Origin of the sequence: Burkholderia pseudomultivorans, from assembly GCF_902499075.1 — a bacterium.
GTDB classification, from domain to species: domain Bacteria; phylum Pseudomonadota; class Gammaproteobacteria; order Burkholderiales; family Burkholderiaceae; genus Burkholderia; species Burkholderia pseudomultivorans.
In genome coordinates, this window is sequence record NZ_CABVPP010000075.1 from 1 (window position 1) to 19163 (window position 19163).

General features: G+C 67.9%; 20 protein-coding genes. 6 read left to right on the top strand and 14 right to left on the bottom strand.

Annotation, left to right across the window (positions count from 1 at the left end):
* Positions 1-119 precede the first annotated feature (119 nt).
* Positions 120-662 (top strand): response regulator transcription factor, encoded by a 543-nt coding sequence (locus BST28156_RS30980; protein WP_009690250.1) that lies wholly within the window; start codon positions 120-122, stop codon positions 660-662.
* Between the two features lie 92 nt (positions 663-754).
* Here the strand turns inward: BST28156_RS30980 and hslU are convergent, their stop codons facing one another.
* The 9 genes from hslU to lpxL all read right to left on the bottom strand — a co-directional run bounded on the left by hslU (position 755) and on the right by lpxL (position 9906).
* Complete coding sequence (gene hslU / locus BST28156_RS30985; RefSeq protein WP_060244233.1) at positions 755-2098, bottom strand: ATP-dependent protease ATPase subunit HslU; 1344 nt, start codon at positions 2096-2098, stop codon at positions 755-757.
* 10 nt (positions 2099-2108) lie between these two features.
* Entirely contained in the window at positions 2109-2645 is a 537-nt protein-coding gene (gene hslV, locus BST28156_RS30990) for an ATP-dependent protease subunit HslV (protein WP_009690248.1), read from the bottom strand.
* 239 nt (positions 2646-2884) lie between these two features.
* Positions 2885-3301, bottom strand: a complete 417-nt coding sequence (gene dksA, locus BST28156_RS30995; protein WP_009690247.1) for an RNA polymerase-binding protein DksA — start codon at positions 3299-3301, stop codon at positions 2885-2887.
* A gap of 481 nt (positions 3302-3782) precedes the next feature.
* On the bottom strand, positions 3783-4862 hold the full coding sequence (locus tag BST28156_RS31000; protein ID WP_174904216.1) for a CobW family GTP-binding protein: 1080 nt from the start codon (positions 4860-4862) through the stop codon (positions 3783-3785).
* Between the two features lie 186 nt (positions 4863-5048).
* A complete protein-coding gene (locus BST28156_RS31005) occupies positions 5049-6254 on the bottom strand; it encodes a class I SAM-dependent rRNA methyltransferase (RefSeq protein ID WP_009690245.1) in 1206 nt (401 codons plus the stop codon).
* A 76-nt stretch (positions 6255-6330) separates the two neighbouring features.
* Entirely contained in the window at positions 6331-7251 is a 921-nt protein-coding gene (xerC, locus tag BST28156_RS31010; protein ID WP_174904217.1) for a tyrosine recombinase XerC, read from the bottom strand.
* Positions 7252-7264: 13 nt separating this feature from the next.
* The gene (locus tag BST28156_RS31015; protein ID WP_040128503.1) at positions 7265-7990 is read right to left on the bottom strand and encodes a DUF484 family protein; all 726 of its coding nucleotides are present in this window, start codon (positions 7988-7990) and stop codon (positions 7265-7267) included.
* A gap of 40 nt (positions 7991-8030) precedes the next feature.
* Positions 8031-8900, bottom strand: a complete 870-nt coding sequence (gene dapF, locus BST28156_RS31020; protein ID WP_174904218.1) for a diaminopimelate epimerase — start codon at positions 8898-8900, stop codon at positions 8031-8033.
* A gap of 121 nt (positions 8901-9021) precedes the next feature.
* Positions 9022-9906: a lauroyl acyltransferase LpxL gene (gene lpxL / locus BST28156_RS31025; protein WP_040128501.1), complete on the bottom strand. Its 885-nt coding sequence runs from the start codon at positions 9904-9906 to the stop codon at positions 9022-9024.
* 265 nt (positions 9907-10171) lie between these two features.
* Between lpxL and metK the strand changes: the two genes are divergently transcribed.
* Entirely contained in the window at positions 10172-11359 is a 1188-nt protein-coding gene (metK, locus tag BST28156_RS31030; RefSeq protein WP_060244224.1) for a methionine adenosyltransferase, read from the top strand.
* A gap of 90 nt (positions 11360-11449) precedes the next feature.
* Here metK and BST28156_RS31035 read toward each other — a convergent pair whose 3' ends face one another.
* On the bottom strand, positions 11450-11791 hold the full coding sequence (locus tag BST28156_RS31035) for a hypothetical protein (protein WP_060244222.1): 342 nt from the start codon (positions 11789-11791) through the stop codon (positions 11450-11452).
* Positions 11792-12144: 353 nt separating this feature from the next.
* Here BST28156_RS31035 and BST28156_RS31040 point away from each other — a divergent pair, with 353 nt between their 5' ends.
* A complete protein-coding gene (locus BST28156_RS31040; protein ID WP_060244220.1) occupies positions 12145-12918 on the top strand; it encodes a phytanoyl-CoA dioxygenase family protein in 774 nt (257 codons plus the stop codon).
* 19 nt (positions 12919-12937) lie between these two features.
* Here BST28156_RS31040 and BST28156_RS31045 read toward each other — a convergent pair whose 3' ends face one another.
* The gene (locus tag BST28156_RS31045; protein ID WP_060244218.1) at positions 12938-13144 is read right to left on the bottom strand and encodes a DUF3185 family protein; all 207 of its coding nucleotides are present in this window, start codon (positions 13142-13144) and stop codon (positions 12938-12940) included.
* A gap of 184 nt (positions 13145-13328) precedes the next feature.
* Here BST28156_RS31045 and mgrA point away from each other — a divergent pair, with 184 nt between their 5' ends.
* Complete coding sequence (mgrA, locus tag BST28156_RS31050; RefSeq protein WP_174904219.1) at positions 13329-14372, top strand: L-glyceraldehyde 3-phosphate reductase; 1044 nt, start codon at positions 13329-13331, stop codon at positions 14370-14372.
* 109 nt (positions 14373-14481) lie between these two features.
* Here the strand turns inward: mgrA and BST28156_RS31055 are convergent, their stop codons facing one another.
* The 3 genes from BST28156_RS31055 to BST28156_RS31065 all read right to left on the bottom strand — a co-directional run bounded on the left by BST28156_RS31055 (position 14482) and on the right by BST28156_RS31065 (position 17515).
* The gene (locus BST28156_RS31055; RefSeq protein ID WP_006482800.1) at positions 14482-14667 is read right to left on the bottom strand and encodes a hypothetical protein; all 186 of its coding nucleotides are present in this window, start codon (positions 14665-14667) and stop codon (positions 14482-14484) included.
* A 301-nt stretch (positions 14668-14968) separates the two neighbouring features.
* A complete protein-coding gene (locus BST28156_RS31060) occupies positions 14969-15850 on the bottom strand; it encodes a DMT family transporter (protein ID WP_174904220.1) in 882 nt (293 codons plus the stop codon).
* A gap of 414 nt (positions 15851-16264) precedes the next feature.
* Positions 16265-17515, bottom strand: a complete 1251-nt coding sequence (locus tag BST28156_RS31065; RefSeq protein WP_254596449.1) for an MFS transporter — start codon at positions 17513-17515, stop codon at positions 16265-16267.
* 330 nt (positions 17516-17845) lie between these two features.
* On the opposite strand from BST28156_RS31065, the gene BST28156_RS31070 reads away from it, so the two are divergent.
* Positions 17846-18058, top strand: coding sequence for a hypothetical protein (locus BST28156_RS31070; protein ID WP_004198969.1), 213 nt, complete (start codon positions 17846-17848; stop codon positions 18056-18058).
* A gap of 49 nt (positions 18059-18107) precedes the next feature.
* The gene (locus BST28156_RS31075; RefSeq protein WP_437341308.1) at positions 18108-19139 is read left to right on the top strand and encodes a serine/threonine protein kinase; all 1032 of its coding nucleotides are present in this window, start codon (positions 18108-18110) and stop codon (positions 19137-19139) included.
* Positions 19140-19163: the final 24 nt, after the last annotated feature.

Genomic DNA, 19163 nt, shown 5'->3' on the forward strand with positions numbered 1-19163 from the left:
GGGCACGCCGGACGGCCGCCCGCCGGCCTCCGGCCGCGGCACGCGCGCCGTGCTGCGCCTGCCGGTGGCGCGCATGGCCGCGCAGGCGGTCTCAACCAACACGTAGACGGAGAAAACCCATGAGCGACAACAATTTCCTGGTGATCGACGACAACGAGGTGTTCGCGGGCACGCTCGCGCGCGGCCTCGAGCGCCGCGGTTATGCGGTCCAGCAGGCGCACGACAAGGAGACGGCGCTCAGGCTCGCCGCGGCGGGCAAGTTCCAGTTCATCACCGTCGACCTCCACCTCGGCGAGGATTCGGGCCTGAGCCTGATCGCGCCGCTGTGCGACCTGCAGCCCGATGCGCGGATCCTCGTGCTGACCGGCTACGCGAGCATCGCGACCGCCGTGCAGGCCGTGAAGGAAGGCGCGGACAACTATCTGGCGAAGCCGGCGAACGTCGAGTCGATCCTGGCCGCGCTGCAGACCAATGCGAGCGAGGTGCAGGCCGACGAGGCGCTCGAGAACCCGGTCGTGCTGTCGGTCGACCGGCTCGAGTGGGAGCACATCCAGCGCGTGCTGGCCGAGAACAACAACAACATCTCGGCGACCGCGCGCGCGCTGAACATGCACCGCCGCACGCTGCAGCGCAAGCTCGCGAAGAAGCCGGTGCGGCAGTAACGGGGCGCGGCGGCGCGGCCGCAGGATCCGGACGCGGCAACGAAAACGGGCGGCCCGTCGGGCCGCCCGTTTCGCGTTCGATGCGTCGCGCGTTACAGCACGTAGCGCGACAGATCCTCGTCCTGCGACACTTCGCCGAGCGCGCGGTCGACATACTTCGCGTCGATCGTCACGCGCTCGCCGGCGTGGTTGCCGGCCGAGAACGACACTTCCTCGAGCAGCTTCTCGATCACCGTGTACAGGCGGCGCGCGCCGATGTTCTCGGTCTTCTCGTTGACCGAATAGGCGATCTCGGCCAGGCGGCGGATGCCGTCTTCGGCGAATTCGAGCTCGACGTCCTCGGTCGCGAGCAGCGCCTGGTACTGCTTGACGAGGCTCGCATCGGTGGCGACGAGGATCGCCTCGAAGTCCTTCACCGACAGCGAATCGAGCTCGACGCGGATCGGAAAGCGCCCCTGCAGTTCGGGGATCAGGTCGCTCGGCTTCGCGAGGTGGAACGCGCCGCTCGCGATGAACAGGATGTGATCGGTCTTCACCATCCCGTACTTCGTGTTGACCGTCGTGCCTTCGACGAGCGGCAGCAGGTCGCGCTGCACGCCCTGGCGCGACACTTCGCCGCCGCTGCCTTCGTTGTTGCGCGACGTGATCTTGTCGATCTCGTCGAGGAACACGATGCCGTTCTGCTCGACGTTCTGCACGGCCTTCGTCTTCACTTCCTCGTCGTTGAGCATCTTCGCCGCTTCCTCGTCGGTCAGCAGCTTCAGCGCTTCCTTGATCTTCACCTTGCGGCGCTGCTTCTTGCCGCTGCCGAGGTTCGAGAACATCGAGCGGATCTGCTCGGTCATCTCTTCCATCCCCGGCGGCGCCATGATGTCCATGCCGACCGTCGGCTGCTCGAGGTCGAGCTCGATTTCCTTGTCGTCGAGCTGGCCTTCGCGCAGGCGCTTGCGGAAGGTCTGGCGCGTCGCGTTGTTGTCGTCGTTCGCGTGCTCGGCGTTGCCGCCGAAGCCGACCGCACGCGGCTGCGGCAGCAGGATGTCGAGGATGCGGTCCTCGGCCTGGTCGGTCGCCTTGCTGCGCACCTTGCGCATCTCGCTCTCGCGCGTCTGCTTGACCGAGATCTCGATCAGGTCGCGCACGATGCTGTCGACGTCGCGGCCGACGTAGCCCACTTCGGTGAACTTGGTCGCTTCGATCTTGATGAACGGCGCATCGGCGAGCTTCGCGAGGCGGCGCGCGATTTCGGTCTTGCCGACGCCCGTCGGCCCGATCATCAGGATGTTCTTCGGCGTGATTTCCTGGCGCAGCGGGTCGGCGACCTGCTGGCGGCGCCAGCGGTTGCGCAGCGCGACCGCGACGGCCTTCTTCGCCTTGGCCTGGCCGATGATGTGCTTGTCGAGTTCCGAGACGATCTCGGCAGGGGTCATGGTGCTCATGGTGCGGTCCTTACTCGATCGTTTCGATGATGCGGTTGTGGTTCGTGTAGATGCACATGTCGCCCGCGATCTCGAGCGACTTCTCGACGATGTCGCGCGGCGACAGCTCGGTGTTCTCGGCGAGCGCGCGCGCCGCGGCCTGCGCATACGCGCCGCCCGAGCCGATCGCGCAGATGCCGCCTTCCGGGTCGAGCACGTCGCCGTTGCCGGTGATCACGAGCGTGGTGGTCGCATCGGCCGTGATCAGCATCGCCTCGAGGCGGCGCAGCATCCGGTCGGTGCGCCAGTCCTTCGCGAGCTCGACGGCCGCGCGAGTCAGGTTGCCCTGGTGCTTCTCGAGCTTCGCCTCGAAGCGGTCGAGCAGCGAGAACGCATCGGCGGTGCCGCCCGCGAATCCGACCAGAACCTGGTTGTTGTAGATCCGCCGCACTTTCCGCGCGCCACCCTTCATGACGATGTTGCCGAGCGTTACCTGGCCGTCGCCGCCGAGCGCGACCTTGTCGCCGCGCCGGACCGAAACGATGGTCGTGCCGTGAAATTGCTCCATCTGCGTTCCTTGAGAAAAACGGGGAAGAGGCGGCGGCGCCGGGCGCCGCCGCGTGAATCTCGCAGTGCGCCGGGGAGCGGCCCGGCGCGCGTCCGTTCCATTTTAGGGCGCGCGGCGGGATATCAAGAGGCGGCTGGCAAATCGGCCGATGCCGGCGGGCGCCGGCGCCGAAAAACAAAAAGCGCGCGGCAGGCCGCGCGCTTTCGAAAAGCAGCGTGTCGGGGCGGAGCGCCGCCCGATCAGTCGCCGAACAGCTTCTGGCGCAGTTCGCGGCGCTCCTGCGCCTCGAGCGACAGCGTCGCGGTCGGACGCGCGAGCAGGCGCGGGATACCGATCGGCTCGCCGGTTTCCTCGCACCAGCCGTAGTCGCCGGACTCGATGCGGGCGAGCGACTGCTGAACCTTCTTGAGGAGCTTGCGCTCGCGATCGCGCGTGCGCAGTTCGAGCGCGTGCTCTTCCTCGATCGTCGCGCGGTCGGCGGGATCGGGCACGATCACCGTCTCGCGCAGGTTCTCGGTCGTCTGGCCGGCATTCTTGAGGATGTCCGCCTGCAACTGTTCGAGCCGATTTTTGAAGAAGGCGAGCTGATCCTCATTCATGTAATCCTTGTCGCTCATCTTCAGGATTTCGGCTTCGGTCAAGAGTTTCTTCGTCATCTGCTTGCTTCTTCAATGTGCGGCAAATCGACAGATAGTGCCTGCACTTTGGGATTACCCGCAACTGCGCTTGCAATCATTTGCGATTTGCCGTTGCGGGGCCGAAAGCCTCTGGAAAACCGGTCCTCAAATACCAGGACAGGCCTGGCGCGGATTTGCGCGCGCGGCGAACCGGTGTGCTGCGCGGCAGATCGCATCGGCCGCTGCCGGTGGCGGATGGGCGATCCGGCGCGGTTGCGATGCCCGGACGATGGTTCAGCAAGAACCGGGCCTGTTATTGCCGTACTCCAGCGGGCACGTATTGTAACTGAATCGCAAGCGTGCGCCGTATCGGGTCGATCCCCGTCGGCTGCGCCAATATCTTGAAAATATAACGCGCAAATCGCGAAAAAGCGATGACGCCAAAACCCTTCCCGATCGGCGCCGCCGGCGGCACCGCGAAAGCGGCTGCCGGGGCGGCCGGGAACGGGTGTGGCGCGCGTCAGGCCAGGCAGGCGTCGAGGCCGTCGGTGATAAGGTCCTGCGGCAGGTCGACGCCGATGAACACCATCTTGTTGGTCTTCTGCTCGGCCGGCAGCCACTTCGCGGCGAGGTCGCTGCCCATCATCTGGTGCACGCCCTGGAACACCACCTTGCGATCGACGCCCTTCATGTACAGCACGCCCTTGTAGCGCAGCATCCGCTCGCCGTAGATCTGCAGGATGCCGCCGAGGAAGTCTTCCAGCTTGTTCGGGTCGAACGGGCGGTCGTTGCGGTACACGAACGACTTGATCTTGTCGTCGTGGTGCGCATGGTGGTGATTGTGATGGCCGTGGTCGTGATCGTGCGCGCATTGACCGTGATCGTGGTCGCAGTCGGCATGGTCATGATCATGGTCGTGATCGTGGTGGTGGTGCGCGTGATCGTCCTCGGCGAGGAAGTCCGGATCGATCTCGAGCTTCGCGTTCAGGTTGAAGCCGCGCAGGTCGAAGATTTCCTTGATGTCGGCCTCGCCGAAGTTCACGAGCTTGATCGTGGCCTTCGGGTTCATGTGCATCAGGCGGTGCTTGAGGCCCGCGACGGTCTGGTCGTCGACCAGGTCCGACTTGGTGATGAACAGGCGATCGGCGAAGCCGACCTGGCGCTGCACCACTTCGTGCTCGTCGAGCTGCGCGTTCGCGTGCTTCGCGTCGACGAGCGTGATGACCGCGTCGAGCAGGAAGTCGTCGGCGATTTCGCTGTCGATGAAGAAGGTCTGCGCGACCGGGCCCGGGTTCGCGAGGCCGGTCGTCTCGATCACGATGCGGTCGAAGTCGAGCTTGCCTTCGCGCTTCTTCGCGGCGAGATCGCCGAGCGCGCGTGCGAGGTCGCCGCGGATCGTGCAGCAGATGCAGCCGTTGCTCATCTGGATGATCTGTTCGTTCGAATCCTGCACGAGGATTTCGTTGTCGATGTTCTCTTCGCCGAACTCGTTTTCGATCACGGCGATCTTCATGCCGTGCTGTTCGTTCAGGATGCGCTTGAGCAGCGTCGTCTTGCCGCTGCCGAGGAAGCCGGTGAGGATGGTGACGGGAGTGGCCATGTCGGTCGCCTGTGGTTCGTGAATCGGGGTCAAAACCAGGATGTGCAACGCGCCCGCGCGGGGCGCACAACCATCCATTGAAACATAACTGTCAAGCCCCCGCCGGTCGGCCAGGCGACAGGCAGGAGCGCCGATCCGCCAGCCGCGACGCAGCCGGCGGACGATCGCCCGCACAGATCGGGGCGATCAGACGATTTGCAACAGCAGGCCCTTCAGATATTCGCCTTCCGGGAACGCGGCGAGCAGCGGGTGATCGACGCCGGCGCCGAGCCGCTTCAGGATGCGCGCGTCGACTTTCGCGTCGGCCGCGGCGCCCGCGACGATCTTCTGGAACAGGTCCATGTCGATCGCGCCCGAACACGAATAGGTGAACAGCAGGCCGCCCGGGCGCAGCAGCCGGAAGCCGCTCAGGTTGATGTCCTTGTACGCGCGCGCCGCGCGATCGACGCTGTCGCGCGTCGGCGCGAACTTCGGCGGGTCGAGCACGATCAGGTCGAAACGCTCGCCTTCGTCGACGAGGCGGCGCAGCGTCTTGAACGCGTCGGCGTCGAGCCAGCTCGCGCGAGCCGCGTCGAAGCCGTTCGCCGCGACGTTCTGCTGCGCGAGCGCGAGCGCATCGCCCGACGAGTCGATCGACACGACGCGCTTCGCGCCGCCCTTGAGCGCCGCGAGCGAGAAGCCGCCCGTGTAGCAGAAGCAGTTCAGCACGTCGCGGTCGGCCGCGTACTGCGCGACGAGCGCGCGGTTGTCGCGCTGGTCGACGTAGAAGCCGGTCTTGTGGCCGTTCGGCACGTCGACGTGGTAGCGCACGCCGTTTTCGTTTGCGATCAGCGTCGCGGGCGGCGCGTCGCCGGCGAGCACGCCGGTCGTCTGTTCGAGTCCTTCCTTTTCGCGGATCGACACGTCCGAGCGCTCGTACACGTTCGGGCAGCCGGTCGCGCCGACCAGCGCGTTGACGATCGCGTCCTTCCACGCGTCGACGCCCGCGGCCATGAACTGGCAGACGAGCTGGCCGCGCGGCGTCGCGCCGGCGTCCTCGATGTAGTAGTCGACGATCAGGCCCGGCAGGCCGTCGGCCTCGCCGAACACCAGGCGCACCGCGCCGGTGTTCGACACCATCGTGTTGCGATGCGCGACCGCGCGCTGCACGCGCCGCTTGAAGAACGCGTGGTCGATCGGCTCGTTCTCGTCGAAGCTCCAGACGCGCACGCGGATCTGCGATTGCGGGCTGTATGCGCCGCGCGCGAGGAAGCGGCCGTCGTGCGCGCGCACGATCACGGTCGCGCCGGGCGCGGGCTTGCCGTCGACGCGGTCGATCGCATTGGCGTAGATCCACGGATGGCGGCGCAGCAGCGATTTTTCCTTGGACGGCTTGAGGGTGACGGTTTGCATGGTGAGATCGAAATGGGCCGCGCGCGCGGCCGGTCGTGGCCGGTCGCCGCGCGCGGCGGGTAACACGGGAAGCGCGTCAGTCGCGCTTCTTTGCGCGCGGATGCGCGCTGTCGTAAATCTTCGCGAGATGCTGGAAGTCGAGCGACGTATACACCTGCGTCGCGGCGACGCTCGCATGGCCGAGCAGTTCCTGCACCGCACGCAGGTCGCCGCTGGACTGCAGCACGTGCGTCGCGAACGAATGGCGCAGCACGTGCGGATGGACGTGCGCGGGAATGCCGGCGGCGAGCGCCGCGCGCTTCACGCGCTCGCGCACGACGCCGGGCGCCATCCGGTTGCCGCGCACCGACAGGAACAGCGGATGCGGGTCGTGCTTCACGAACTCGCCGCGCACCGCGAGCCACGCGTTCAGCGCTTCGATCGCCTTGCGGCCGACCGGCACCTTGCGCTCCTTGTTGCCCTTGCCGCGCACGGTCACTTCGGCTTCGGCGAGATCGAGCCAGCCGGCCGAACGATAGCCGTCGGCCTGCGTGTACATCACGTCGAGCCCGATCAGCTCGGCAAGGCGCAGCCCCGACGAATAGAACAGCTCCAGGATCGCGTGATCGCGGATGCCTTCGGTCGTGCCGGCGAGCGGCGCTTCCATCAGCGTGGACGCGTCGTCGACCGACAGCGCCTTCGGCAGCGTCTTCGGGCGCTTCGGCGCGCGCACCGCGGCGACCGGGTTCGCGGGCATCTCGACGTGCTGCGCGAGCCAGCGGTAGAACGCGCGCCACGCGGACAGCCGGTGCGAGATCGAGCGCGCCGACAGCCCGCCCGCATGCGCGCGCGCGACCGCGCCGCGCATGTCGGCGGCCGTCAGCGTTTCGAGCGGGCGGCCGGCCGCGAGCTTCTTCAGTTCGTCGAGTTCGTGCGTGTAGCCGCGCAGCGTGTGTTCCGACAGCTGCCTGACGTGCTTCAGGTTCGACAGGTAGGCGGCGATCGGATCGTCGGTCATCGCGGCGGCGCGCTCAGTGCGGCAGCAGGCGCGTGAGCGCGGCGCTCGCCAGCGTCGCGATCTGGGCGAGGAAGTCGGTGGCCATCGCGTCGTGGAAGCGGCGCGGGTCGGGCGAGCCGAGCACCAGCAGGCCGAACGCGGGCGCGTCCGGGCCGGCTTGCGGCGCGCGCAGCGCGAGCAGCGCGACCGATGCGGCCGAACCGTCGCCGGCCGGCACGGCGTCGCCGCCTTCCGCCGCATTCGCGGCCGGCGCAACAGCCGCGGGCGCGAGCCACTGGGCGGCTTCGAAGCCCGTGTTCGCGCCGCAGTACGGCGTCGCGAGCCCGTTCGCGAAGAGCCGCACTTCCTCGCCGACCTGGCGCGCGAACTCGGCCTGCGAATAGGTTTCGGCGACGTCCCACACGCGCAGCGCGGTCTGCGGCACGTCGAACACGTCGGCGATGCCGTCGGCGATCGTGCGCGGCAGCGCATACGGATCGCGCTCGGCGATCACGCGGGAGGTCCAGCGGCTGAACTTCGCCGACAGGCTGTCGTTCTCGTGGCCGTAGCGCACGAGCTCGGCGAGCCGGCGCTCGAGATGCTTGTTCTTGTCGCGCAGCATCTCCATCTGCCGTTCCTGCAGCGAGATCGCGGCCTTGCCGTGTGGGTTCGCGAGGCGGATCGTCGCGAGCAGTTCGGCGTGCCGCGCGAAGAATTCGGGATTGGCGAGCAGGTAGTCGGCGACTTCGCGATCGTTCATGGGGCTGGCGCGTTCAGTGATTAACGAGGACGTTGAAGGGTTACACGTGCAGGTCGATCTCGCCTTCGAACACGGTCGTGGCGGGCCCGGCCATCATCAGCGCGGCGGTTTCGTCGCGCGCGCCGTCCCAGCCGATCGTCAGCGTGCCGCCGTGCGTGTGCACGGTCACCGGCGAATCGAGCAGCCCGCGGCGGATGCCGGCGGCGACCGCCGCACACGCGCCGGTGCCGCAGGCGAGCGTTTCGCCCGCGCCGCGCTCGTACACGCGCAGCTTCACCTCGCGGCGCGACACGATCTGCATGAAGCCGGCGTTCACGCGCTGCGGGAAGCGCGCATGGCGCTCGATCAGCGGGCCTTCTTCGAGCACCGGGTAGGCTTCGGTGTCGTCGACCACCTGCACCGCGTGCGGGTTGCCCATCGACACCGTCGAGATCCAGCGCGTGCGGCCGCCGACGTCGAGCGGCCACAGCGTGTCGCGGCCTTCCGCGCGGCCCTCGAGGCCGGCGGCGTCGAACGGCACCTGGGCGGGCGCGAATACCGGCGCGCCCATGTCGACGACGACTTCACCGTTGTCCTGCATCGTCAGCGTGATCAGGCCCTTCATCACCTGCACGCGCACGCTGCGCCGGTCGGTCAGGCCGCGGTCGTTGACGAACTTCACGAAGCAGCGCGCGCCGTTGCCGCAGTGTTCGACTTCGCCGCCGTCGCAATTGAAGATCCGGTATTTGAAATCCGCACCGTCGACGGTCGGCTTCTCGACGAGCAGCAGCTGGTCGGCGCCGATCCCGAAGTGTCGGTTGGCGAGCGCGCGCACCTGCGCTTCGGTGAGCGGCGGCAGCGCGCGCGAATAGCCGTCGAGCACGACGAAGTCGTTGCCCGCGCCGTGCATCTTGGTGAACGAGAGTTTCACAGGGTCCGGAATTCCATGGCGAACAAGGCGGCCGGCACGGCTGCGCCGTGCCGATCTCAGCCGTAAATGATACATGCAGCCGACAGGGGCGTCCCGCGCGGGCGCGGCTGCCGCCCGCGGCTCAGTAGAGGCTCGGCTCGCCGGGCGGGCGCGTCTTGAAGCGCTTGTGGACCCAGTAATACTGTTCGGGCATCAGCGGGATCTGTTCCTCGAGGAACGCGTTCATCCGCCGCGCGTCGAGGTCGTCGTCGCCGGTCGGGTAGTGATCCCACGGCTTGAACACCTTCAGCCGGTAGCCCTGGTAGTTCGGCAGCACTTCGCCGATGAACGGCACGACCTGCGCGCGGCCCGTCTTCGCGAGCCGGCCGACCGCGGTCAGCGTGCACGCGGGCACGCCGAAGAACGGCACGAACGTCGAGTTGCGCAGCCCGTAGTCCATGTCGGCGCCGAGCATCACCGGCTTGCGGTCGCGCAGCCAGCGCAGCACGACGCGCGCGCTGTCCGCGCGGCCGACCATCTCGGCGTCGAAGCGGCCGCGCGCCTTTTTCGCTTCCTCCTCGAGCACCGCGTTCGAGAACGGCTGGTACAGCGAGCCGCAGCGGCGGTGCAGCGACCGGTTCAGCCAGATCGAGCCGGCTTCGATACCGACGAAATGCAGGCCGAGGAACAGCGTCGGCGGCAGGTCGGGATCGTCGAGATCGACCGCGCTGTCGACCTGGATCAGCTTCGCGAGCTTCTTCTCCGAGCCGAACCACTGCACGCTGCGCTCGACGTAGCTGCGGATCGCATGGCGGAAATGCCGGCCCGCGACTTCCTCGCGGCGCGCGTCGCTCCAGTCGGGGAAGCAGAGTTTCAGATTGGTGTGTACGATGCGTTTTCGCCGGCTGGGGATCTGGTACAGCAGCCAGCCGAGACCATCGCCGAACCGTGCGGTCAGGCCGTACGGCAGCAGGGCGAGCAGTTTCAGCAAGCCGATGGCGAGGTGCGTGCCGAGACGACCTAGCATGCGAAACCTCCGTGGAACCGGCTGGCCGGCGCGTTGCGAACAAGGTGGTAAGACAGCGGAAGATGCAGCACGGGCGGCGCTCTGTGACAATTCAGGAAAGCCGCTATAATACGGGCTTCGCCGAGTTAACTGACAACTTGCGGGGCGAAGCCGGCTGGCGCGAAGCGCGCTGCCCGGTACTGGTAATCCGCTAAAGCGTCGCCGCTTCAGGCCGAAAGAAGCTGGCTACGTGAAACCGACCGTAACCATCAAGGAGCCTGAAAAAGTGGCAAACGATTATCTCTTCACGTCCGAATCCGTCTCCGAAGGCCATCCGGACAAAGTCGCGGACCAGATCTCGGACGCGATTCTCGACGCCATCCTCGAGCAGGACAAATACTCCCGCGTTGCCGCCGAAACGCTGTGCAACACGGGCCTCGTCGTGCTGGCCGGTGAAATCACCACGACGGCGAACATCGACTACATCCAGATCGCGCGCGACACGATCAAGCGCATCGGCTACGACAACACCGACTACGGCATCGACTACAAGGGTTGCGCGGTGCTCGTCGCGTACGACAAGCAGTCGCCGGACATCGCGCAGGGCGTCGACCGCGCGCACGACGACAACCTCGACCAGGGCGCGGGCGACCAGGGCCTGATGTTCGGCTATGCCTGCGACGAAACGCCGGAACTGATGCCGCTGCCGATCTACCTGTCGCACCGCCTCGTCGAGCGCCAGGCCAGCCTGCGCCGCGACGGCCGCCTGCAGTGGCTGCGCCCGGACGCGAAGTCGCAGGTGACGGTCCGCTACGTCGACGGCCGTCCCGACTCGATCGACACCGTCGTGCTGTCGACGCAGCATGCACCGGAGATCGAGCTGCCGGCGCTGCGCGAAGCCGTGATCGAGGAAATCATCAAGCCGACGCTGCCGGCCGACCTGATCAAGGGCGACATCAAGTTCCTGGTGAACCCGACCGGCCGGTTCGTGATCGGCGGCCCGCAGGGCGACTGCGGCCTGACCGGCCGCAAGATCATCGTCGACACCTACGGCGGTGCCGCACCGCACGGCGGCGGCGCGTTCTCGGGCAAGGATCCGTCGAAGGTCGACCGTTCGGCCGCGTATGCGGGCCGTTACGTCGCGAAGAACATCGTCGCCGCGGGCCTCGCGTCGCGCGCGCTGATCCAGGTGTCGTACGCGATCGGCGTGGCCGAGCCGACCTCGGTGATGGTCAACACGTTCGGCACGGGCCGCGTGTCGGATGCCGTGATCACGAAGCTCGTGCGCGAGCATTTCGACCTGCGTCCGAAGGGCATCATCAAGATGCTCGACCTGCTGCGCCCGATCTACGAAAAGACCGCCGCTTACGGCCACTTCGGCCGCGAAGAGCCGGAATTCTCGTGGGAAGCGACCGACAAGGCGCTCGCGCTGGCCGAAGCGGCCGGTGTCGAGCCGACGGCACGCGTCGCGTAAGCGCCGTCCGCCCGAAACGAAAAACCCCGGCAATGCCGGGGTTTTTTTATTGGGTTGCGATCCCGCGCGCAGGCGCGGCGAGCGACGCGCTCAGCGCGCGCCGAAACCGAACCAGCCGTTGCTGGCCGCGAGGCGGCGCGGACGGTTCACGCGGCGCTGCGGGCCGAGCGTGCGGCGCAGCGCGAGCGCGCGCAGCGACGACGGCTTCTGCAGCAGCGAGCGCAGGCCCGCGCGGCGCGCGAACGCGTGCGTGCTCATCATCGAGAAAAATGCGTGGAACCACGCACGGATGCCGTCGAGCCGGCCGAGCGCGGGCGTGCGCTCGGCGAGCGCCTGCGTGCGGGCGCGATGATGGCGCAGCGAGCGGGCGGGAGCCGGCGGCACGACGCGCTTCGCAGCGCGGTTGAAACGGGAAGTCAGACGGAATGGCATGTGAACGATGCTTCGCTTGAATGGATGGCGCCCTTGAAGAACGCACTGGTATGAACGGCCTCGGAAAGCACGGCGCATCCTGTCGAGATGCGCTGCGCGCCGCGCCCGCCGGAACCGACAGGCCGCGACAGGCTACAGGGGTTTCGTGACGGGCAAAAGTCGCGATAAACCCTTGTGCCACATGGTACGTGCCGCATACCGCCTGTCGATGAGGCCGGCCGCGCGCCGAACAGTTCCCTTGACCCGGATCAAATAGCCGATTGGCATGCCCCTGCGCACGACAATGGTGCTGTTCGCGGCATCCGGCGCCGATTTACAATCGTCACATTCACACAATAATCGCCTGGCATCCCATGTCGTCTCCATTGCAGTCGGAATCGATCCGCGCGCAAGTCGCGGAATTGCGCGAGCGCGGCTTCGTCGTCGCGCGCGGCCTCGTCGGCGAGCAGCAGTGCGCGGCGCTCAAGCGCATCGCCGAGCGGCAGTTGCAGGAAGCCGCGGAGCCGATCGAGTTTGAAGCGGATCTGCGCTATCCGGGCGCGCCGGATTCGAAGCATGCGCCGGGCGGCCACACGGTGCGGCGCCTGCTCGACGCGTACGGCCGCGATCCGGCCTTCGCCGAACGGGCGGTCGCACCCGAGATCGGCGCTTGGATGCGCGCGTATTTCGGCGAGGAGCCGGTGCTGTCGCGCGCGCATCACAACTGCATGATGACCAAGCATCCCGCGTACGGCAGCCTGACCGGCTGGCATCGCGACTTCCGATACTGGGCGTTCGAGCGCGCGGATATGGTGTCGGTGTGGCTCGCACTGGGGCCGGAGACGAACGAGAACGGCGCGCTGTGGCTGGTGCCGGGTTCGCATACGGCGGAATTCGGGCCGGAATCGTTCGACGACGCGAAATTCTTCCGCAACGACCTGCCCGCGAATCGCGCGATGATCGACGCGGCGGTCTGCCCGCCGCTCGCGACCGGCGACGTGGTGTTCTTCCACTGCAACACGCTGCATTCGGCCGGGCAGAACCGTTCCGACCGGGTGAAGTTCTCGCTCGTGTATACCTATCACGGCGCGAGCAACCGGCCGGTGCCCGGCACGCGTTCGGCCGCGAAGCCGGAAGTGCCGTTCTGACCGGCAGCGGGCGACAGGCTCAGCGCTTGTTGCCCGGCATCGCGAGACCGATCAGGCCGATCAGCGACGCGACTGCGCCGCCGGCGATCAGCAGGATCGTCTTCGTGGCAGGCGAGCCGGTGAAGAAGCGCGACATGCTGTCGTTGAGCGAATGAAACGACTGGCCGCCGAAATACAGCAGCACGACGCCGCCGACCAGCAGCGCAACCGAGATGACCCGGGACATACCAACCTCGCTGAAACGGTGATTCGAGACGCCGCAGTGTAGGCGACGACCGCGATCGCGTCCATCGCCGTGCGCGCTTGCGCCGCGTTCGCTACCATTACCGTCGTAGCTTTCCTTCGCCGCCGGCGCGCTGCATGCAGGCGTCGGCGCGCGCCTCTGTCCGACGTCCTGACGGGAAACCTCCATGGCCTACGAAGCAGCTTCCGAACGTTATGCCGACATGCAATACCGCACCTGCGGCCGATCCGGGCTCAAACTGCCCGCGCTGTCGCTCGGCCTGTGGCACAACTTCGGCGACGCGACGCCGATCGCGACGCAGCGCGAGATCCTGCGCACCGCATTCGACCTCGGCATCAACCACTTCGATCTCGCGAACAATTACGGGCCGCCGTACGGCAGCGCGGAAACCAATTTCGGCCGGCTGCTGAAAGAGGATTTCCGGCCATACCGCGACGAACTGCTGATCTCGACCAAAGCCGGCTGGGACATGTGGCCGGGACCGTACGGCAGCGGCGGCGGCTCGCGCAAGTACGTGCTCGCGAGCCTCGACCAGAGCCTGCAGCGGATGGGGCTCGACTACGTCGACATCTTCTATTCGCACCGCTTCGACGCGCACACGCCGCTCGAGGAGACGGCCGGCGCGCTGGCGTCCGCGGTGCAGCAGGGCAAGGCGCTGTATATCGGCATCTCGTCGTATTCGGCCGCGAAGACGCGCGAGATGGCCGAGCTGCTCGCGCAGTACAAGGTGCCGCTGCTGATCCACCAGCCTTCGTACAACCTGCTCAATCGCTGGGTCGAGCGCGAACTGCTCGATACGCTCGACGAGATCGGCACCGGCAGCATCGCGTTCACGCCGCTCGCGCAGGGGCTGCTGACGTCGAAGTACCTGAACGGCGTGCCGGCCGACGCGCGCGTGAACAAGCCGGGCGGCGGCTCGCTGAAGCAGGATCACCTGAGCGCGGACAACCTCGAGCACGTGCGCAGGCTCGACGCGATCGCCAGCCGGCGCGGGCAGAGCCTCGCGCAGATGGCGCTCGCCTGGGTGCTGCGCAACGGCCGCGTGACGTCCGCGCTGATCGGCGCGAGCCGCGCGGAGCAGGTGCGCGAAAACGTCGGGGCGCTGAAGAACCTCGAATTCTCGGCGGAAGAACTCGCGGAAATCGATCGCTACGCGACCGAAGGCGGGATCAATCTGTGGGAAAAGCCGTCCACCGATCAGGCGATCTGACCGGCGGCCGATGCGGCGTGCGACCGTGTGCGCACCTCGCATCGCGCGACGTGTGCCGCATCGCCGCACCGCGGCGATGCATGGCATGCGCGAGCGGCGCGCAGCGTCGCTAGATCAGCGCAGGCAGGCCTTCGACCAGCAGCACGGCGACACCGACCCCGAGGATCACGCCGAGCACGCGCAGCAGGTTGTGACGGAACTGGGTCGCGCACGGCACCGCGCCGAGAAACAGCGCACCGGCCAGCGCCATCGGAATCAGGAGGATGAAGTCGCCGATCGTGAAATAGGTCGTCATGCGGTGTCTCCTACGTGTGCCGAAGCCGCGCTTGCATGCGCGCACTCCGGCCCCATGCCGGGTATTTCTCTATGAGTCCGGCCCGATTGCGAGCGGGCGGTCCATTCGAGTATAGGCAACCCGGCGACGTTTTTCGCTATCCGAACCATTAAAAATCGGCGGAAAGCCGCGCGAAATACGCACTTTCCCGGCGATCCGGACGAATTCCTTGCGCGCGTCTTTCCGTTTGCTTTCGCTTTGCGCAAAAACGTCGTACCCGACCGGCGGGCCGCCGCACGTATCGAGGCGGCGGCCCGCGCGCTCATGCGCGTTCGGTGCGCGCGCGTGCGGCCGGTGCGCGGAACACCAGCGCGAGGCCCGCGACGATCGCGCCCATCCCGGCCAGCGCGAGCGGCTCGGGCCGGTTGCCGAGCCAGACGGCGTCCATCAGCGTGGTGACGACGGGCACGAGATAGAACAGGCTCGTCACGTTGACGAGGTCGCCGCGCTGCATCAGCCGGTAGAACAGCAGTTGCGCGATCACCGAGATCACGATGCCGAGCCACAGCAGCGGCACGACGAACGACCAGCTCGGCTCGAACGCGATCGGCCGGAACGGCGCAATCGCCACGCACAGCGCGAGGCCGATCGCGTTCTGCAGCGGCAGCACGTCGGCGGGCGCCGCGCGCACGCGTTTCTGCAGCAGCGAACCGACCGTCAGCGCGGCGAGCGCGGTCAGCGCGCAGGCGATGCCCGCGAGCGGCAGGCCGGCGCCGCCGACGCCGCGGCACACGACCAGCGCGAGGCCGGCCAGCGCGAGCGCGAGCCCCGCGACGCGCGCGGGCTGCCAGCGCCGCTCGACGAATGCGAGCGTGAGGATCGGCTGTACGCCGAGGATCGTCGCGAGCACGCCCGGTGCGATCCCGCGTTCGAGCGCGAGCAGATAGAAGATCGAATAGCCGCCCATCATCAGCAGGCCGGTCAGTGCGGCCATGCGCCGCTCGCCGCGCGGCGGCAGCCAGCGTCCGCGCATCGGGGCCAGCGCGAGCAGCACCAGCGAAGCGAGCGCGAAGCGCGCGGTCAGAAAGGCGAACGCGGATGCGTGACGCAGACCGAGTTCGGCGAAGATCGCGCCGCTGCTCCACAGCAGAACGAAGAGCGACGTCGCGCCATGCGCGGCAAGCGCGCGTTTGAACGAAACCATGAGAATCCACCTGTCGAACGGATCAGAACGTTCCCTGCGCACGCACGGCACGACGTCGTGCGTCGGGACGCACGAACGGGCGCAGCAGCGCGCAGGGAAGACGAAACGAAAAGCCGGCGAGTCAGCCGGCGCGTGCCGCCGGAGGCGGCGGCGCGGCGCCGACGAGCGGCGGTGCGACAGGAGGCGGGAGGATCGACGGATGCGCGCACGCCCTCGGCCGCGCGTCGGGCAGCGGCCGGGATCTTGCAAGGGCGGACGTGAGCGGATGCATCGTGTCGGAATGCGATCGAATGCGGATGAGCGTCAAAGGTAACGCAATGTCCGCATGCAGCGCAACCGACGACGCGCAGGCTTCAGCACGCGGTCGGACGCGGAACCGTCGTGCGTCGGTCGCGTGCGCGAAGCCGCGATACGTCATGCGGCGCCGCTGCGTTCGCGACCGCGCAGCCACACCGCGGCCGCGAACCCGACGACGAGCAGCCCGGCGACGAGCGCCACGACGCCCGGCCAGCCGTGCGTGCTCCAGAAGCGTCCGCCGAGCGAGCCGACGACGCTCGAGCCGAGATAGTAGGACAGCAGGTACAGCGCGGCGGCCTGGCCCTTGCCCTGCGTCGCGAGGCGGCCGACCCAGCCGCTCGCGGTCGAGTGGCCGGCGAAGAAGCCGAACGTCACGCACGCGATGCCGAACGCGATCGCGGCGACCGGTTGCAGCAGCGTCAGCGCGGCGCCGGCGAGCATCACGACGACGCTCGCGATCAGCACGCGGCCGCGCCCGAACGAGTCGGCCATGCGCCCGGACCACGGCGACGCGAACACGCCGACCAGATAGACGGCGAAGATCGCGCCGATCGTCGCCTGGTTCATCGAATACGGCGGCGCGAGCAGCCGGTAGCCGACGTAGTTGTACAGCGTGACGAAGCCGCCCATCAGCATGAAGCCCATCGCGAACAGCACGGGCAGTTCGCGGCGGCCGGCGAGATGCCGCGCGAGCGCGGCGCGATGGTGCGCGAAGCCGAGCCCGCGGCGCGGCGTGAAGTGACGCGACGGCGGCAGCAGCGCGCGAAACGCGAGCGTCGACGCGAGGCCGAGCACACCGATCGTGCCGACCGCGACGCGCCACGTGAACAGGTCGGCGAGCACGCCGGCGATCACGCGTCCGGACATCCCGCCGATCGCGTTGCCGCCGACGTAGAGCCCCATCGCGAGGCCGAGCCCGTCGGGATGCACTTCCTCGGCGAGATAGGCCATGCCGACCGCGGGCACGCCGCCGAGCGCGAGCCCGGTGAGCGCGCGCAGCACCAGCATCTGGTGCCAGTGCGGCGCGAATGCGGCGACCAGCGTGAGCAGCGACGCCAGCGTCAGCGACGCCGTCATCAGGCGGTGGCGGCTCAGTCCTTCGGACACGAAGCCGGCGACGAACACGGCGGCGGCGAGCGCGGCGGTCGAGAACGACAGCGCGAGACTGCTTTGCGCGGGACTCGCGCCGAATGCGGCCGAGAATTCGGGCAGCAGCGGCTGCACGTAGTAGAGCAGCGAGAACGTCGCATAGCCGGCGAACAGCAGCGCGACGCTCGCGCGCCAGTAGCTGCGCGAGCCGCGTTCGAGATACGGAGGCGATGCGGGCGAATGCGACGCGGGGGACGTGGTGCCGGTGGGCGCGGTCACGCGATCTCTCCTGAGGGCGGGGCAAAGGACAGACGATACGCGAGGAGCGGACATCGCGGGTTCGGCAGTGGCCCGTCCGGATTCGGCGGGCAGTCACATCCGACAGGGTATGATGGGGGTATCCGCCCGTGCAAGCGCACGCGCGGCGCAGTGGTTGATTGGAGACATTCGACGAAATCGCGGCGTTTTGGCCGCTTCTTCTTCTTTTCGCGCTTCGATAAACCGTGAACAATGGGATCACGCGCAACGCTCCGGCGAGGGCGGCGCGGATCGCGCATTTGCCGGCCCGTCAGCGGGCCGGGTTTCAAGTTTCAAGAGTGGGGAACCATCATGCATGTCGGGTCGATTGTCTGCACTACCCATATCGCGGTGCCCAAGGGCGCGCGCGGCATCGTCCAGCGCATTCTGGGCGACATGGCCATGGTGACCTGGTACGCGGGCGTGCCGGGCGAGTCGAAGGAACTCAACACCGAGCCGTTCTTTCTCGAAGACCTGATCGATACCGGCGAATCCGTGCTGCCGGCCGGCGCGGCGCTTCACTGAACGTGCACAGCGCGCCGGACGCTCGTCTTTCGGCGCGCCGCGCGGCACAATGCGGGGCATGAACGAAGTCACTTCCGCCCCCGCTTCTCCCGCCGGCCCGCCGTTTGCCGGCCTCACGCCCGAGTGCGTGCTCGATGCGCTCGACAGCGTGCTGATGCCGGCCGGCCTGCGCACCGACGGGCGCCTGCTCGCCCTCAACAGCTACGAGAACCGCGTCTACCAGGTCGGCGTCGAGGACGGCCCGCCGGTCGTCGCGAAGTTCTATCGTCCGGCGCGCTGGTCGGACGATGCGATCCTCGAGGAGCACGCGTTCGTCGCCGAACTCGCCGCGCGCGAAATTCCGGCGGTGCCTGCGCGCGTATTCGACGGCCGCACGCTGCACGCGTTCGGCGGCTTTCGCTTCTCGATCTTCGAGCGGCGCGGCGGCCGCGCGCCCGATCTCGATCGCAGCGACACGCTCGAATGGCTGGGCCGCTTCATCGGCCGGATCCATGCGGTCGGTGCGACGCAGCCGTATGTTGCGCGTCCCGCGCTAGACATCCGCACGTTCGGCTACGAGCCGCGCGACTATCTGCTCGCGCACGATTTCATTCCGGATGACGTACGACCCGCGTATCAGACGGCGGTCACGCTCGCGCTCGAAGGCGTCGAGGCCGCGTTCGAGCGCGCGGGCGAGATCCGCCTGCTGCGCACGCACGGCGACTGCCACCCGAGCAACGTGCTGTGGACCGACGCAGGCCCGCATTTCGTCGACTTCGACGACAGCCGGATGGCGCCGGCGGCCCAGGACCTGTGGCTGCTGCTGCCGGGCGACCGTGCGGGCGCGTCGCGCGCGCTGGCCGACCTGCTCGCGGGCTATGAGGATTTCTGCGAATTCGAGCCGCGCGAGCTGCACCTCGTCGAAGCGCTGCGCACGCTGCGGCTGATCCACTACGCGGCGTGGCTCGCGCGGCGCTGGGACGACCCGGCGTTTCCTGCCGCGTTCCCGTGGTTCAACACGCCGCGCTACTGGGAAGCGCGCGTGCTCGAACTGCGCGAGCAGATCGGCGCGATGCAGGAAGGGCCGCTCTGGCCCGTATGACGCGCACGACGAGGCGCGCCGTTT